The sequence below is a fragment of the Vibrio sp. B183 genome (assembly GCF_000740665.1).
Classification (GTDB): domain Bacteria; phylum Pseudomonadota; class Gammaproteobacteria; order Enterobacterales; family Vibrionaceae; genus Vibrio; species Vibrio coralliilyticus.
Genome location: NZ_JPQB01000017.1, coordinates 1 through 17,699, shown reverse-complemented (window position 1 = coordinate 17,699; position 17,699 = coordinate 1). Strand labels below are relative to the sequence as shown.

Annotated in this window: 13 protein-coding genes; 6 read left to right on the top strand and 7 right to left on the bottom strand. The window is 44.2% G+C overall.

The annotated features are described in order from the left end of the window. Positions 1-85 precede the first annotated feature (85 nt). Positions 86-1,324 carry a hypothetical protein gene (locus IX95_RS19295; protein WP_038163252.1) on the top strand — a complete coding sequence of 413 codons (1,239 nt, stop codon included), beginning with the start codon at positions 86-88 and terminating at the stop codon, positions 1,322-1,324. A 92-nt stretch (positions 1,325-1,416) separates the two neighbouring features. Here the strand turns inward: IX95_RS19295 and IX95_RS19290 are convergent, their stop codons facing one another. From IX95_RS19290 to IX95_RS19260, 7 genes are all read right to left on the bottom strand, one after another. Continuing rightward, on the bottom strand, positions 1,417-2,772 hold the full coding sequence (locus IX95_RS19290) for a hypothetical protein (protein ID WP_152562055.1): 1,356 nt from the start codon (positions 2,770-2,772) through the stop codon (positions 1,417-1,419). Positions 2,773-2,775: 3 nt separating this feature from the next. Next, positions 2,776-3,225, bottom strand: a complete 450-nt coding sequence (locus IX95_RS19285) for a hypothetical protein (RefSeq protein WP_038163250.1) — start codon at positions 3,223-3,225, stop codon at positions 2,776-2,778. A gap of 197 nt (positions 3,226-3,422) precedes the next feature. Further along, the gene (locus IX95_RS19280) at positions 3,423-4,838 is read right to left on the bottom strand and encodes a leukocidin family pore-forming toxin (protein ID WP_038163247.1); all 1,416 of its coding nucleotides are present in this window, start codon (positions 4,836-4,838) and stop codon (positions 3,423-3,425) included. A gap of 1 nt (position 4,839) precedes the next feature. Next, complete coding sequence (locus tag IX95_RS19275) at positions 4,840-5,346, bottom strand: hypothetical protein (RefSeq protein WP_006962203.1); 507 nt, start codon at positions 5,344-5,346, stop codon at positions 4,840-4,842. Positions 5,347-6,240: 894 nt separating this feature from the next. Continuing rightward, positions 6,241-7,296 carry a hypothetical protein gene (locus IX95_RS19270; protein WP_038163242.1) on the bottom strand — a complete coding sequence of 352 codons (1,056 nt, stop codon included), beginning with the start codon at positions 7,294-7,296 and terminating at the stop codon, positions 6,241-6,243. 101 nt (positions 7,297-7,397) lie between these two features. Continuing rightward, entirely contained in the window at positions 7,398-9,008 is a 1,611-nt protein-coding gene (locus tag IX95_RS19265; protein ID WP_038163239.1) for a D-arabinono-1,4-lactone oxidase, read from the bottom strand. A gap of 65 nt (positions 9,009-9,073) precedes the next feature. Further along, complete coding sequence (locus IX95_RS19260) at positions 9,074-10,915, bottom strand: carotenoid oxygenase family protein (protein WP_038163238.1); 1,842 nt, start codon at positions 10,913-10,915, stop codon at positions 9,074-9,076. A 428-nt stretch (positions 10,916-11,343) separates the two neighbouring features. Between IX95_RS19260 and IX95_RS19255 the strand changes: the two genes are divergently transcribed. From IX95_RS19255 to IX95_RS19235, 5 genes are all read left to right on the top strand, one after another. Then, positions 11,344-12,975, top strand: a complete 1,632-nt coding sequence (locus IX95_RS19255; protein ID WP_006962199.1) for a methyl-accepting chemotaxis protein — start codon at positions 11,344-11,346, stop codon at positions 12,973-12,975. Between the two features lie 37 nt (positions 12,976-13,012). Continuing rightward, positions 13,013-14,230 carry an alanine racemase gene (gene alr, locus IX95_RS19250; RefSeq protein ID WP_038163237.1) on the top strand — a complete coding sequence of 406 codons (1,218 nt, stop codon included), beginning with the start codon at positions 13,013-13,015 and terminating at the stop codon, positions 14,228-14,230. 189 nt (positions 14,231-14,419) lie between these two features. Further along, positions 14,420-14,707 carry a hypothetical protein gene (locus tag IX95_RS19245; protein WP_038163236.1) on the top strand — a complete coding sequence of 96 codons (288 nt, stop codon included), beginning with the start codon at positions 14,420-14,422 and terminating at the stop codon, positions 14,705-14,707. Between the two features lie 86 nt (positions 14,708-14,793). Continuing rightward, positions 14,794-16,722 carry a hypothetical protein gene (locus IX95_RS26895; protein WP_235202653.1) on the top strand — a complete coding sequence of 643 codons (1,929 nt, stop codon included), beginning with the start codon at positions 14,794-14,796 and terminating at the stop codon, positions 16,720-16,722. 256 nt (positions 16,723-16,978) lie between these two features. Next, entirely contained in the window at positions 16,979-17,494 is a 516-nt protein-coding gene (locus IX95_RS19235; RefSeq protein WP_038163235.1) for an adenylate kinase, read from the top strand. Positions 17,495-17,699 lie beyond the last annotated feature (205 nt).

Below are 17,699 nucleotides of genomic sequence, written 5' to 3'. Positions count from 1 at the left end.
CATTTCATAGTTATTGCGACTGCATAGGTACTCCTTTAGTTACCCGTTTCAAGGCTCCGTATATCAATCTAGAGGAGAGGTTCTTATGTCACTCAATATTAGCGGCACTTTTGACCGCACCATTAGCGATGCTCGCATTGAACATGTAAAGCAAGCGAATACAAAGGAAGAAGCTACCTATATGGGGCTTTGGGATAAAATCAAAGATTGGTTTTGTGGAACAGATAAAGCTCAAGCGCTTGCACATCTATATGAAATCACACATGAAGTTGATACTGAAACTTCTGAGTCCGCCTCAAAGAAAATGGAAGCGCTCTGCAAGCTGAATCAATTGGCGGGTAGTGGCTTTACCAATCGCTTTCAAGGAGAAGTTATCGATAACCATGATGGCACATACAGTTTTGAGTTTGAAATCACGGATGTGTTGGAAAAAACACGTGTGAATTATGGTGAAACATCGAAAGAAGCGGATTGTATCCTTGGGCGAGAGCTGACGAATCACTCACAATATTTGCTTGAAGATAACGTCAATCGCAACGGGCTACAGGACGCATTGGCTCGCGTATCATTTAACTACGAGAACGATACGTACCAAGGTGTTACGTCTTCCAAACAAAATCTACTAGCGACGGAACTCCTCAGCCCACAGGCAAAAAGTCAGATGTCAAAAGACAGCCAACTTGCTCAAAAATGGGTAGCAGTGCAAATGAAATGTGTGAATCACTTCTCTGATCAACGCGCTCGTCTAGAGCAGTTAGAAGGGGTGGGGAATGGTACTCCAAGAGAATGGGTGCAACGAGGGTTAGCTTCACTCAATCAAATTCACGCCTCCGTCAACAAGTACTTTGCAGGTCAACAAGAACCCGTTGAACCTATGTCACTAAGCCGAACATCAATAAAAGAGATAGGTTTGAAGTCAAAACCTTTACCACCAACTCAGGTAGAGAGGTTATTGCCAACACTGACTCTACCACCAAGAAATGACGAAGCGTGGAATATGGGACGCGATGAAAGCGGAGAAAAACGCTACCGTGATATTGGACTCATTGTTCATTTATTAGAATCATTGAAAAATTATCAAAATACTCACTGCGAATATCAGGCTGAGCCAAACTTTCAATACAAGGCTGAGAGTGGCGGCGTGCGATCAGATTTTCATCGCGCTGGAGACATAGCAAGAGAGCAATTTTTTAACGCTGCAGCCGCAGCAGGATACGACCTCAACAACCAAGAGATTTATCGACAAGTCGATCATATCGCTGGAATGTATCATTCACTGAATTATGAGTCGCTGTTGACTACAACTGGTACTTTACTGAGCTAACCAAAATAAGAAAACGGAAGGCGCTGCCTTCCGTTTTTAGTTTATTTCAAACAATTTTAAAAACTAGGTTTCACTTATTTCTAGTTATTAGCTTATCGCGAGTCAGACTCTGCAGTAATGTGTTCTAAGTCAATGAGATAGGGAGGAATGGTATAAGCAGAACCGTTAGGTATGTCCCCAATCAAACTTTTGTTCGCCAGCATACCAGATGGAAGTTCTCCGCTTTTGTTAGCAATATCAGGACGAAGCAGCTCAATCCCTTCAATAACATTAGGGTTCTGGGCGCTTGTTGCAATAATCCCGTTTAACATGCCTGACATCATCATCGCCTGTTCTGCTACCTGAACAACAGAATTACGGTAGCTTTGATCGGAAAGATCCTGCGGCTTACTAGGATGAACAACTTGTAAGTGCTCGTTGATTCTGTCTCTACTTACAGATGTAGTTGCTCCCATTAACGGAACGGTGCCTTTTTCATCATTGTGATAGTAACTTTGCTCGAAGTTCATGTTTCCTAAGCCAAAGTCCACATCAAAATGATGGCCGCCTTTTTCCTTTAAGTAAATCAAGCGGGAGATGTCCGAAAAATGCTTGATGCCGTCCCACTTATCACTACCACCTTTTTGTAAATGGTCACATGCTTTTCTAACCATATTATTCAGTTCAGATTTAGACAGTACACCCGGCTCCGGTTTTGGTAGCGGTTTCTTTCTTAAACGATCGAACGTGCTTTGTGTTGGGTCTGGCTTAAACATCGTATCAATATCACAAACCTCGTACCCGTTAGCACGCAGTATGGTCCTTTGCGTATCTCGTTTGTCGATTTCTTCCTCTATGAGCGCGTCACGTTTCATGAGTTCAGCTTCTAATGAAGAAGAGTACCACATGCTGTGCTTAAACTGGCTCCCCTTAGATTTGTCTGCAGACTCGAGCAGGACATGCATCGCTTCCTGGCTCATCGCGCCACCGGACCAAAAACGATGAATGGTTTGTGGAATAGGTTTGCTCTTATTCGTACCAATCTCTACACCCGCTACTGTAGAAAGTATGTCTAGTATAGGTTGGCGTCGATGATCTCCTTGTGAAGTGAGATCTATTTTCGCATCCATATCCCCAACGACATTAAAGTTGTTTTGACCTGCTTTCGGCTCGTAATTCTGTACATTTGCCTGCTCGTGTTTATGTTGCTGAAACTTCGCTTTATGATGAGCGCTGCGACCGATGATTGGATCGATCTCTTTACTTTGACTGGCTTGTAGCGGTTTGCTCCCTATCACCTGAGGAATACTCTCAGTTATAGGTGAAGCACCTTGCGGAGGTTGAGAGGAAGACATACTCAAGTTGCTTGTGGTTACTCCTGTTACTTCACCGTATTGTGCGCCTGATGATTGACTGGTAGAAGCAGTAGAGGAGGTAGCAATACTATGATTAGCTTGAATTTCGGGCATAACTTATCCTCCCAATTGAAGTTCATGGTGAAGTAACGCTAACTTGCTAGTAAATCCTCGGAAAACAGTCTCTAAACCATTTTCCTCAACTAACGTTTGTGAACTGACCAAAGCTTTGAGCTCGTACCCGTCGTCACCTAAACCCAAAGTGACTTGACCACCTTCAACGCCTTCTAGCGGAGGGATAATTAGAGAGAGTACGGGAGCAGCGTAATCCATCAGTTTGGAGTTGGTCAGATCTGGTAATTTGCTCCAAAGCCACAGGCCGCTATTCATCCTCGATAACATGACATCAGGCAATCCCTGAATCTGAATCGCCAGTGTATTTTCGGCGTGCAAATCACGCAGTGTTTCCGGTGACAATCCTATATTCACCAAAAAGTGACTGATCAGTGTATCCAGCTCCTGATTTAGAACAGGTTGTGAGTTCATCGATTGAATTGGAGGAGGCATAGGGCTATCTCTCGTGTTGAAATATGACCTAATCACGTTATAACGTGCCCAACAAACTCAATATCTAAACTCATGTGACTCTTATGAAAGCTGGTCTGACCTAAACCATTAAAAACTCAGCATTACTGCAATGTCTTGTACGGTACTTACAACAAAAAACGGAAGGCAATGCCTTCCGTTTTTGCTTCATTACAAACTTAAAGTTTGATTTGCTGTAGCGTTGGTTTCCATCTCGCGTGTGTTGCTTCATCTTCAGGTGTCACGCCAACGTTACGACCATCCAGAATGTTAAGCACATAACGCTTGTTGGTGCCATCGACGTAGCGACTGATCAGCTTGTCGTCTTCCCAGAACCATTTTTGAGCAAGGTTAGAGCTACATGACTCAACGGTTAGGTTCTTATCATCAGAAACCGTCAGACAACGATCTGGTGCAACACGGCTACGGTAGCGCTCATCGCTATCTAGACCCCAAGTCTGGTTCCAACTTCCGTGACAGCTCCAGCCATCTACTTGGCCACCCTCGGCTTCTTTGTCGCCGTTGGTACCATAAACGTCTAGGCACAAGTCGTTGTTGCTTAACGACTGCAAGGTCACATGCGCTTCAGCTTCAAACAGTGGGTGACTCCAGTCTATACGAACTGTACGTGGAATTGACCATCCTGTCGTTGCCCAACCACCGGGGCCGTACACAGAGAACAGTGCTGATGGGATAACATCACCATAGCGTGCTTTAGCAATGAACTTCGCGCCAATCTCAAAATCCGTAGTTCCGGTCTGCGAGACAGGAGCTTCGTATATGACGTCATAGTTAGGCTTGAAGTTAGCGTAAGAGATTGGATTGAATTTCGATTTATCGAATACCCATCCGCTTCCCCAGTGTGCTGACGTAAAGTAGCAGCCAAGTTCTTCACGGCGTAGCTCTTGACACTCATCAAACTCACGCTCAAAAGCAATTTCAAAATCGCTTAATGAAGAACGGTTGTTTACGCGGTAGTCTTTGGTGTCAAATACCAGTGTTTTTTCATTCTTATAGCTGAATGAACCGCTCACTTCTGCACTGACTTTAGGGCCATCTTTGCCAACTTCCGCACCGGCTGAGCCGTTAATACCGATCGAATAGCCGTGGGTGTCACGGTGTTGGTAGTCTTTGTTTTCGTTATGAGGGAAATCGCTGACTTTCTTAGGTACGTAACCAGACACTGGTTTAACCCATAACTCATAGCTGCTCGCAAATGGGCCAATGTACGTGCGACGATTCGCCCAGCTTTGGAACCAGCTGTGATCTTGTTGCAGATCATCAACGAGGTGGAAGCCTGTTCCCGCTTTATCCGCCTCAACAGTAAAACGTACGATCTTAGCGTCTGGTGTGAAACCTTGCGAAGTAGAAGACTGAACCGAGCGCATCTGTGATACGTTGACGCGAATATCAACCGACGCGCCCGCGTTACACCAATCTCGCTTCGTATCGAAATCTTTACTCGTATAAAGATTACACGTTAGCTTTGAGCTGGTGATGTAGTAGACCTTTTCAACAACAGGGACGTAGTCGTCCGCGAACGCACTGACAGAAGCAGCAAGTAAAGAAAGAGTGAAAATTGTAGAAGTTTTCATATTACTCACCTCCAAAGCCAAGACGATCAAGAGCATGAACCAAAGACTGGTTAATACTATCTAACTCAGCCGCTGGGTTATTCACTGGGTCACCATTCTCATCGCGAACGTCCGCAACAATGGAGTTGATGATGTTATCGCCTTGATACATACCAGTAACCACAACAGGTGCATCACTGCCAAGCCCAGTTAACGATTGGCTAAGGTCAATCTTGGCATCTTCACCTGAGACTTGTCTCAGGTCGATGACGACCGTATCACCTTTAACAACATGTGATTTTGCCAGCGCAATATCATCATCTGATGCGGTTCCTACATTGATGTAGAGCGCATCGGTTTTAGCCAAATTTCCGTTGTAAAACTGAGTTGATTGCTGATAGTGCTCAGTGATTGATTGTGAAACTTCACTTTCACTTCCAAGTATCTGAATATCAGCAAATGCATGTGCAGCAAACAAAGAAGAGAGTAGGGTAAGTGTCCCTAACACTTTAGTTTTGTTATTGTGCATACAAAGATCCTCGTAAAGAGTTATTACTTAATAACAATTCAAACGTCAGTTAACTTTCCATGATATTTTGTTGTCATCCTTGAACGAGAATAAATACCTCTTGGAACCAAGCTATATTCCAAATCAATCCCCGTGTTTTATTTAGTAACATGATAAATAGATTTCCGAAAAGAGATTTTTTAGATGATTTTGCTGAATTCTTATGCTCATCAACCAACACATAATGTGATCTCCATTCAGTATGAAAGTGTTATGAACCCTCCTCGTGATTGCTCACAAATGATACAGGTATTGTTCTGTTAATGATCTAAATGCGATTTTTATTATTTAAGTAAAGAGTTTAAAAAAGCGAGTTGAAAAGTGTGATTTTCACATCAACACAAATACAAACAACTACTTTTCAATAACTTAAGTTGCATTTTAGAGTTTTGCATTACGATTATCAAAATAACGAATAGGTCTTTATATAGTCATAAATACAATTTTCTCATTTAGATGTCTCAAAAATGATAATATTAAAGACAACAATAAAGTATTTGCTCTAATTAAAATTCAAACACCAATTTGATTTTTAGTTAAAAACCAAAACATAGATCACAAACGTTTCTTATAGGAAACTTTAAATATTTTTCTGTTTTTATCGTTTGCTCTAATAAGCCAGATGGATTTTTAAGGATAATTATTTAAATACGGCGTTCAGTTAAAACCAATACTTTAAAATTGACTAAATTAACAGGCTCTAATTTAGTGATTTTATTTAATATAAATATTAGCAAGAAAGAGGGTTGAATAAACTCAGGTCAATACCTGATATTGAGGAGCACCTAGAACGAGGAGATAAGAGAGGTTAAACTTGGCTGGACGAAGCCCAACCAAGTAGATAGGCGTTAAGGTCTATTCGTTAGGCAACTCATCGCAATAGAAAGGGCCACTAAACTCTAGTAATGCTTGAGGCATGTGTATCGACTCCTCCAATTGCCCAAAGTCATACAGAGAGAATTTTACATCCGCTTTCATAGACTTCATGTACTTTTGCTCGCCTCCGAAAATGATAACGGAAGGAAATTCAAGAGGATAGAAATCATCTAAATCAGATTTCGCTTCCATAACCATTTTGTACCTGAGTTTGTTCATTTCAACTTTTAGGTAACCAGCACAAGAATCATATTCACGTTTGACTGATAGATTTCCAATGGCGGGGTAGAAAATAAGGTCGTAGTTGTCTGAAATGTAGCGTCCAGCCCATAGCTCTATGTTGGAGTTACCAATTTTAGCGCCTGTGAACATGTAGTAGAGATCATCGGAGAGCCCCATACTATAAACCATGCCTGCACTCGACTCTTTGTCATACCAGCCTTTATCAACCTGAGCATAACCGCTTCCAAACAAAGACACTTCACCATCAGAGAAGCTGTATTGAATTGGTGTTCCTACAGTGTAAAGAAACCATTTCCCTCCGACACCGGGCAATTCTGGAATAATACCAAATGGGGTCTGCCCAGGATTTAATCCTCGCCAATAATGAGCATGCTCGCCATCCCAACGCATTGAGAAGTGGAAGTCATTGTAGGTCACTTCAACCGAGTCTTGATTAGCGACGACAACTCCCGGGATTTCATAGTGAAAAAGCGTCGCATCATCAAAACCTTTCATAATGAGTTCATCACGGAAGATATCGTACTTAATGGTTTTTCCATTGAGTGGGGTAAAAGCAAGGTGAACGTACGCTTTGGGCGTTGGCTCATCAAAATCAGGCGCTATATAGCTCTGGAGGCTGATTTTGAAATAACCCACATCCGGTACCGCAACATTATAGAACCACTGTTCTGCCCAAGTTTTATCCGAGCTTGGTACATGTGGCCGAATATCATCTAAGGTAGTCGCAAACACAGTTAGACTCAGCAGAGAAAACGAAGCTGTGACGGCAAGCAAAATCGATTTGAGATTCATCGTCTTGTGTTCCTTTAAATCAATAGAGGATGAGTAAAGGGAAATAAGTATTGATGCTGAATCGGCCACAAGGAGTTCTCCCCGTGGCCAATTCACAATAGCTAGCGACAAATACGAGCGTCGGTGAAATACAGCCCAGCCTGACATTGTGTTCCAGACTGACAGTGCTCATCTGTCTGGCAGTAGCATTCCCCACGGACGTTACATCCCGGTGTTAAATAGTCATCCATAGGGATATCACCACTCACGCGTTCCCAGAAAGGATTAGTAAACACGTTGTAAGGGTCGAGCTCGGCTTTCGCCTGTAAGAATTCTTGCCACATCGGGAATCGAGAAGGCATGTCCTCGAAGATCGCAACTGAGTTTTTGCCCCAGTGAGGTCGCGCATCATACTTACGAAGTGACATCTGCTCTATCTCCAGATTCACAAAGTAATTCTTCGGCTCCTTTTTACCTTCTTGACGTAATGTGTACTCGATACCGACAAATGCGGTTTCGCGACCAGCACTCATACCAATATAGCTGTCTGATGCTTGACCAAATCGGAAGTAAATACCGTTGAGAGGGAAACACGTTCTTGGGTGAGCCGCGACAATCTCTCGTACGTCACGGATCCAGTCAGGCAAGCGCTCAATATCAATGGCCACTTCCTGAAGTGCGATAGGAAGCCTGTCCCAAATACATTTGTTGGGATCTTTACACTTGAAGTACTGCATTTGATCAGAGTAACCAATAGGTTCACTCACTTTTTTGCCCGTATTACTATCGCGGAAGTAAGACTTTGCTCTGGCGTTATAACGTGCAACGGCGGCTAGACATTGCAATCCAGTACCCGGAAATTCGTGAGCGGCATTAAACAGCAATCCGAAGAAGAACTCTTCTGCATCAGACACATCCGCCTGAGCATTATACGCTTCACCTTGCGTCTCCAATGGAACAGGGTTATACAAGGTGGTGGTATAGCGGCCAAGACCCGGGAACCAAGCGATATTGGCTGAGTAGTTGCTGCGAGCGATGTCCAGAACAACATCTTCCAATCCGGAATCGTCACGATACCCTGTCACTTCTGCTTTGACTTTGAACGCTTCCTCGATAGCCAGCGTGACTTCAACGACGACACCCAGCACGCCCAAGTTGACGCGAGCAGCGTTGAGTAAATCGCCGTTTAATACACGAACGTCTCCCTGACCATCAACGACTTTAAGCTCTGTCACATAGTCCGCAAGCATATTGCTAGGTTTGTCTAATGTTGAACCATGTGTACCACTGCCAAGCATACCGCCGACTGTGAAGATGGCGAGCTCTGTGACCATGTTGATCGCGTAACCTTGTTCACGAAGAAAGTCATTTAAATCGTTAAACCTCATACCCGCTTCAACCGTCACACGTTTGTTCGCGGCGTCGAAATGGACGATCTTATCCATGTTCTTGAGCGTGAGTTGAACTTGATCATCACCCGCGCAGGCGGCATCGATCTGGCTGGCAAACTTACGATTACCCGTCATCACTTTCTTGTCGCGTATCAGTGCATCTTTAACGATGGCCTGAACGCCTTCAATGGATTGTGGGTCATAAACCGCTTCAGGATGACAGGTATAGGTCCCTTGATAATTGGAGATTTCGCGTTCGGGCTCGCTCGTTTGAAGCGCAAAGGCTGTTCCTAATGCAGCCGATATTATAGTAGCGCCGAGCGCGAGAGTTCTTATTCTCATTAAATATTCCTTATTTAAAAGCATCGTGACATTGAGCTTCATCAGCTCGAAATTGAAATTTGCTATCAGCCAAATCGTGGCAATATTTGTTGTTCGATAACGTCCCGAACGGCACGTCGATGTTGAGAAACCCGACTTCGGAAGAACTCGCCAACATTGGCTTGGTATCCATCAAGCGGTCTTGGCCCTATCTCTGGAACCCAAAGCGCATGATTCGTTGTCGCAAAATTGAGTTGGGAATGACCTAAAATGGCAAGCGGGCCTTGAGAGAGGTTTGTCGCATCAAAAATCCAGATTTCTTTACCGTTGCCAATGGTGTTGGTTGGCTCTTTACGAACTACCGCAGTAAAGACGTAACCGTCATCTTGAGCGTAGCTACCGGGTCTCGACATAAACTGAGGCGTTCGCATTACACAGTCAGCAGGAAATTGATAAGCATCGGTGACTGCCATCTTTTGGCAGTCCATATGGACGAGCGCGGAAGGTTGGTCTTCTTGAGGCAACGAGTCATTAGTAAACAGGCGGTTAGGGTATTGCTCGTACGCATCCGCGACACGCTCAACAACATGGTCTTTTCGGTAACCCACAGCGGCCCAGTAGATATGGTCAAACTGTTCAGGGAATTGGAAATGACCTCGGTAAGCGGGATCATTCATATCCCAGAAAAGTTGGTCATCACGAATTAAACGAAAATCACCCGTAATTTCACGCACGGAATCAGATTGAACCTGAATGCGCGCGCGAACTAGGCCCCCGACATCCACCGGTGCGGCAGGATAACCTGCGAGCGAATCACTGACTCTTCCGCCGAAGAGCAATCTATCTCGAGTATATTGCGGCTCAGATTTATCCATCGCGCCCAGATATTGCCCATAGAGCGTAATTTCGTTTTCATGATCATCGTAATTACACATGACATCCGAGGTATCAAAGTTAAGCTCAATGTAATCGGCGGTGACAATGTCACGATTTGAGAGCAGGTCTTTCTTGCGTATAACCCATACAGGCGTGCGATGTTGCTGAGCGTAGACTGAACGGATACCAATCATTCTTAACGGCTCAACTTGTGCCGCTGTTTCAAATATCAGGACATGATGGCGGGTGACACCCAGTGAATGCGCAGTCGCAGCGATAAATGCTGGTCGGCCATCTCGTCCGACGATATCCCAACCTTGAAGGGCGCTTTTCTTATCCCACTTCAAGAGTCTGATAAATCCATTCTTGGTCCCAGTATTTGAAACGTTACCACCATAGTTGATGGTAAAACACTCGTCTGATTCGAGGTCAAAGTATGGGTGCCCAGTGGTCCGTACCTGAGGAAATAGCCATTTTTCCGGCGTCAGTGCGTCCATCCATGGTGGTAAACTGCTACGCCATTCATCGTAATGACCGATGGGCGTAATGAGATCTAATGTTGTCGCATCAAATTCATAAGGAACGCCGCCCTCGTAACTTAAAGCGAACCGGTTATCACCAAGGTAGTTGGGTGCGGTATTACAGTAGTTCACAAATCCCATAGAAGGGCTGTAATACGCCATACCACCGAGCAATTTGAATCTATCAGGCCAATAGTGGATGTGCTGTTGCATGATAGCAGAGGGGGTGTCGATCATTTTGCGCATAAACGACACTTGCCCAAGGGAGAAATCCAAGCGGGTCAGCGCACCACGACCACTCGGGCTAAGATGATCCCGCTCGAGTGGAATGCCTTCAGCAAAGAACACATGGCCCATGATGTCACCGGGTAATTGCCCGTAAAGCAGATTTAGGTTGCCCGAAGAGGGCGTGAAGTCTGCTTGCATTATCGACTCTGGGAAAAGTGAGTGATTCACAGTCGGTGAAGCGAACAGCTGCCCAGGCACAAGAGTAACACCCGCTAATCCCTTTAAAAAAGTACGTCTTTCCATAGCTCTCATCAATAAGTAATTGGATGCATATATTGGAAAGTAGATGAGATTTATAAAGTGTATTGAGGAATGTTAGAAATTATGAATTGTGGCAGAGAAGTGGTGCAATGACTCTAGTCGGTTACACAGTGAAGCATCAATAACATACTGAAAATCTGTTACTTTTATCATTATTCAATTTCTCAAAACCATTAGTGACAACGTCACTAAATTTGTTCTAATCACTATCTTTTCATAAGCATTGTCTATTACTACTCGCCATTCACATTATCCTTGCCTATCTTTATTGAGTATTAAAACAGTATGAGTATTCGGCTGTGACTTGCTGTACTCGTGCTGAATAAAGAGTGCGTGTACCCCAAAGTCCTTGAAGAGAGAAGGATGTCATACACAGGGCACTCTTAACTTAGATGTAAGGTACCTAACGTATGCATGTGAAGAACCTTTCGATCGGCAAAAAAATTGCCTTAGCGTTTGTCGTTATCGCCGTAATGAATTTGGGCTTCGGCTTTTTAATGCTGAGTGAACTAAGGAACATTAAAGCCGAACTCCTCAACTACACCGACGATACACTGCCTGCTGTCGAGAAAGTCGACTCCATCCGAGACCAGATGTCGTTATGGCGAAGAGCTCAGTTTGCCGCCTTTGCGATGAGTGATCCTGCAAAAGTTCAATCCACCATTTCAAGCAACGAGAACATTCGTCAGGAAATTAATAAAGGGCTCAGCGCCTACGGAAAGACCGTTTGGCCTGGTGAAGAAGAACAAACCTTCAAGCGACTAGATAAGAAGTGGCAAGGTTATCTGGCGACGATGGACTCATTCAATCAAGCCATGTCCAACATGGACAAAGAAACCGCTTACCCCATATTGGCTAACTCACTTGGTGAGTTTGAGAGCATCGAGGCTGACATTAATATATTGGTCGACATTCTCAAAGGTGCAATGAACAGTAATCGGGAAGCGATTTTATCATCAGTCGATGGCTTAAGCCGTTCAGCAATGATCATCAATGTTTTGATCGTCGCAGTCATGGTGATTATGACGATGTTTCTGACCCGACTTATATGCGGTCCTTTAGTTGTCGTTGTTAAGCAAGCCAATGCAATCGCCGAGGGCGATCTGTCTAGAACACTGGATCGCTCAGCGATCGGTAACGATGAATTAGGTGAGCTGGCTGATGCTTCGACCCGAATGCAAAGCAACCTCAGAGACTTGATCAACCAGAGCGTCACAGTGGTTCGCGAGCTCGGGCGCGCAGTCGATGACATGACGCATACATCGAACAAATCAGCGCGTGAAATGCAAGATCAGCAATCACAGGTCACCCATGTTGCGACGGCGATGGGGGAAATGAAATCCTCTGTGGCAAATGTAGCTCAAACCACAGAAGTCTCTGCTGAAAAAGCCAATGACGCGAATGGCAAAGTTCAAGAAGGGGCACGTAATACCAAAGCAATGGTCGGTTCTATTCAAAATGTCGCACAGATCATGGGGGAAGCGGGTGAGAGTGTTGCCGAGCTTGAACAACAATCGAACCAGGTTAATACCATTGTCGATGTGATCCGAGACATTGCCGATCAAACCAACCTGCTCGCGCTAAACGCCGCTATTGAGGCAGCACGAGCGGGTGAATCTGGACGAGGTTTTGCTGTTGTAGCAGACGAAGTTCGTACACTCGCCGGGCGTACACAGGCTTCCACAAGTGAAATCACCGCAATCATCGAGAAACTTCAGGCTATTGCCAGCCAGGCAAAAGAAACAACCGATCGTTCGCGTCAGCAAATCGAAACGTGCGTCGAGCAAGGTAATCAGTCTCAAGAACTTATGACCGCGATTCGTGGCTTCATCTCAGAAATAGCTGACATGGGAACGCAAATAGCCAGCGCGTGTAATCAGCAGGATAGTGTGGCTGAGGAGCTCAGTTCAAATATTGAGAGTATTAACATGTCTGCTCAATCTGTTTCTGCTGGCTCTGAAAGCACCGCACAGGGTTGTCAGGAGCTCAGCCGCCTGTCCGCCTCGCTCCAGCAAGCGATGGGTAAATTCAAATTGGATTAGTGAGTCAGACGAATACGGTCTGGAATAGGGAGGTTTTATGGTTTTCCGCGCAACACTGGTTTCACTTGCAGTCGCATCTGCACTATTTCCAATGGGTTCCATGGCTGCACCTATAGCGTTGCCAGACACGCCGCCAGCAATGAATCAAGTACAGCAATCGAACGCATGGCTTGAGATTAGCCTGGGTCAATTCAAACAAAACATGGCACAGTTTCGCTCCCATCTCAGCAATCAAACAAAGCTTTGTGTGGTGATGAAGGCCGATGCCTATGGTAATGGAATACGCGGCTTAATGCCGACCATTCTTGAGCTCAATGTCCCTTGCATCGCAATCGCAAGTAATGCTGAGGCGAGGACTGTTCGAGATAGTGGGTTTGAAGGCCAGTTAGTTCGTGTTCGATCTGCCGATATTCAGGAAATTGAACAAGCCATGGATCTTGATATTGAAGAGCTTATCGGCAGCTTGGAGCAGGCGAATCAGATCAAATCTCTAAGCACAGACAAAACAATCAAAGTCCATTTAGCGTTGAATGATGGCGGCATGTCTAGAAATGGGATTGATATGAGTACCGAAAAAGGTAAGCAAGAAGCACTTGATATTGCGAAGCACCAAGGCATCGATATCGTGGGCATCATGACGCATTTCCCAAATTATGATGCTGACGAAGTGAGAAGCAAACTCGCCGATTTTAATCAAAGCTCAGCATGGCTGATCGAAAACGCTAACTTGAATAGGGATGATGTTTTACTCCATGTATCAAACTCTTATACGGCATTGAACGTTCCTGAAGCGCAACTGGATATGGTGAGACCCGGCGGGGTACTGTATGGCGATCTGCCAACTAACCCGGAATATCCCTCAATTGTTAGTTTCAAAACTCGAGTCGCGTCTTTACACAATGTTCCTGCCAATTCTACCGTCGGCTATGACAGTAGCTACGTGACCAAACGTGACAGTGTATTGGCCAATTTACCCGTAGGGTACTCTGATGGTTACCCGAGAAAAATGGGTAACCGAGCCCATGTAATAGTGAATGGGCAACGTGCTCCGGTTGTAGGGAAAACATCGATGAACACGACGATGGTAGATGTTACTGATGTTAAAGGTGTAATTACGGGACAAGAAGTCACACTGTTTGGCCAACAAGCGAATGCACAAATCAGTGTCGGAGAAATGGAAGAACATGCTGAATTGATATTCCCAGAGCTTTATACCGTTTGGGGAACGGCCAATCCAAGGCTTTACATACCGTAACCAAGATCACATAAAGCGGTTCAAAGCCAGCGTTAGTGAGCCATTTAGATAAACTTCAAATTGGCTATAAACGCTGGCTATATATAGGGTTGGCGACATCATTACTTCTTTTTAGACTTTTTCATTTTATATTCAATCATTTTGATATGAGAATAATGCTTCTTTAAACCTATTGTCAGGGAGACAAATATGGAAATTGAAGCAGCTGCAATTATTGCTAAAAGCTCACCTCAACAAATCGCGACCGGCGAGTTGGTTGTCCTTAAAAACACCATCAAGAAGTTCTGCAAAGGTCCAATGCGATCTGAACTCATGAAGTTGGCTAATTCAGAACTTGGGGCACTCTGCTCTAAGATCACTGCTGAGCGCATGCCAGTTTATCAAGCGAAGATCACTCACCTGAAAGAACTTGCCAAGTGCAATAATCAGTTAAGGCTAAGAGACGAACTACGAGAAATCAGAAGTACAGGCATTTAACCCGATTTAATCAAGCAAGGCCGTTAACCGCCTGATAAAAGAAATATTACAACAATAAATAACCACAACATCATAGGCTAATTAGCATGCAGTACGAGAATAATAGAAAAGTCGTGAGAGCAGGGTACGCCCCAATTGAAGAAGAGCAAAATGGCACCAACGTTCAACCTCAACAACCAGTACAAGAAACGCCTGATCCTGAACCAGAATATGAAATCAACGTAAAAATCCATTGCACGAACGAGGAGCTAAACTCTCTCCAGACTGGACAATGGTCTTTGGGGCGCACTGAGCTTGAAGCGCCAGTGTCACAATGGGGAAAGGAGGAAACACCAGAGAAAGAAAGTGTTCTGACAGCTCATTGCTTTCAAAATGAAGAAAAGGTGCTTCACCATGAACTCTTCGCCAAACATCATACGACTTGCTTCGACGTTATACCTAAACCCAAAGGTACCAAACACATTAACGCCGAATTTATACCGGTAAAGTTAGCGATAAAAGCAAACGAGAGTAAACTGGCGTTTCCGACAGAGGGCTATTTTTATCACTTCAATAGTGGAAAGCTAAGCCGTGAATATCGTATAGCGGGAGAAGGGCGTTCAACGTTTCAGGCAACCTTGTCTGAAGCCTCGAAACTGAATGACGATCTGTTATCGCCAAACCAGTTAACAAGTGTCTTGCTGCCGTATAAACGAGAAGATGCACCAGCACCAGATCAACACTTTCTATATCGCTTGGAAAAACTTAGCCAAGATCAGCTTAATGCGGTGACCACTCAATGGCTCGACGAACGCGCACTTAAACTGGAAATGGACGACATTGTTGCCGCAAGAGCGTCAGCATTAGAGAAACGACCTGAAGCAGAGCAGGGCGCTGAAGTATGGCCCCCTTTAAAGCAGTTTAAAGCCGTTCACCCATTTGGCGATATATGGGGACAATTCAAACAACATAAGCTCAGTGAAACCATGGTTAATGTCATGCAGAGTCATTCGATTCCTGACAAAGTTCCAGTCTTGATCCTCCCAGTCACGAAAGAGGAACAGCTAACAGAGACTGTCTTAGATATCTTTTCTAAGGTCGCTGGAGTTGGCATTGGTAAGAGTAAGAGTAAATCTATTCCACAAACTATTCATCGTTTCTGGTCTGGTGGTGCAATGAGCCAGGAAGCGCTACATGTACTCACCGATTCCATCGATAAGTCTGAGGGAAGCCAGTTTAAACACTGCATTTGGCATTCATCTTCACTAGAAGAGGAACTTAAGAAACGCGAGCTGATCCAAGTGGAAGTGATTGATACGCGCGAGACACAAAGGGTCGTACTTCAAGATTACGGCTATGATACTTGCGATATCGATGAGCTATTTGAGCCGGACCCAATACAAAGCACTTTTGATCGCTTAAGAAAGAAACCGTTGCCTAAGCCTAAACCCGGTGTACTGACTAAATCTGAATTGCTCAAAATGGTTAAAGCAGCGTGTGACCATTTGCAAAAAGGTGGAAGTGACAAGTGGGATGGCATTAAACATTTTTCCGACATCTCTCGTTTGATTTACTTAAAAGAAAAAGGCGGCCATCATTTTGATGTGGACTTTGGCTTAGGAAACATGAACTTCGAGCAAAGTTACTATCACAATGATGAAGGAGGCACTGTTCCGTTAATGGGGGCAACCACTTCTGTAAGCAGAGACAGAATCAACGAGCACCTGCAGGTTGTTCATCCTAGTAAACCGCAGGATCTTTCCGATCAAAGCTACCGTGATTCTGTTGTGCAGGTAGCAGAACAGGCGATGATGATGTCAGGTATGCTAAATGGCATTATCGCTACCAGTGCACAGAACCCTAATATTGTTGAAGGTATAGAGACCCTTAGGACTTATGTTAGGAGTGGAGACCTATCAAGTGGCATGGTGGCAAATCGGAAGTTGCTCGGTGATACTCCTAACAGCTCAGCTTATACCATTCCACCTTATCTCATTGATTTAGAACATATTACTGAGGAGTCAGATTCTCGATAATTTCATACTGAAGAATGACTTAGATCTTTACCCGAGCAGAACAGCTCAGGTAAAAGCTTATTTATAAATTGACATCGCGATATGTGTATATAAGGATGAAAGTATGAATAGAGATCTTAAACGCCACGCAAACCGAATTATCATCATTCCATAGGAATGGTGGGAGTCAATACGCGTTAGATTTTTAAAACCCACCGAATCGAGGTGGGTTTTCTGTATCTGCCTCGTGGGATCAGTCCTACAATAAGGAGGTAACATGAAGAAAGTCGCAGTTTTCGGCAAGCCAGGAAGCGGTAAATCAACGCTGAGCAAACAATTGGCACGCGAGACAGGCATTGAATTGCATCAACTTGATTCGATCGTCTACAAGAAAAATGGTGAGCACGTCGATGCAGCAACGTTCAAAGAAGCCCATAACAATATCCTCGAAACCGAAAGTTGGATAATCGACGGGCTTGGGTCAATAGAGTCGTTCAATCAGAGATTAGATGAAGCCGACACTTTGGTTTACATCGATCTTCCGTACATCACGAGTTACTGGCTGGTCACCAAGCGGCTTTTAAAAGGGTTAATAGTTAAACCTGAAGGTTGGCCAGATGGAAGCTCAATCTGGAATGGCACAATCCAAAGCTATCGATTCTTAAAACTCAGTCCAAAGTTTTGGAATGACAAGTTCATACAAAGATTAGAATCCATTTCAGAAAACAAATCGCTACACGTCATCCGATCCATTTCAGAGTTAAACAATTTTTCACGTGACCGCATCAAGTAATGAGTTTAAGAAGACTCGTAATATACAGCTTAATCATCGATAGATGGTTAAGTTGTATATTAGGTATTTTATGGTAAATACAATTATGTTTAATGGATTTCAAAAAAGAGAGGAGTAATGACAATAAACGAGTCAGATTTCACGTAGATGAATACCTTATTTTACATAATATACATAATGCGTACTAAGGGTGTAGGTGCAATTT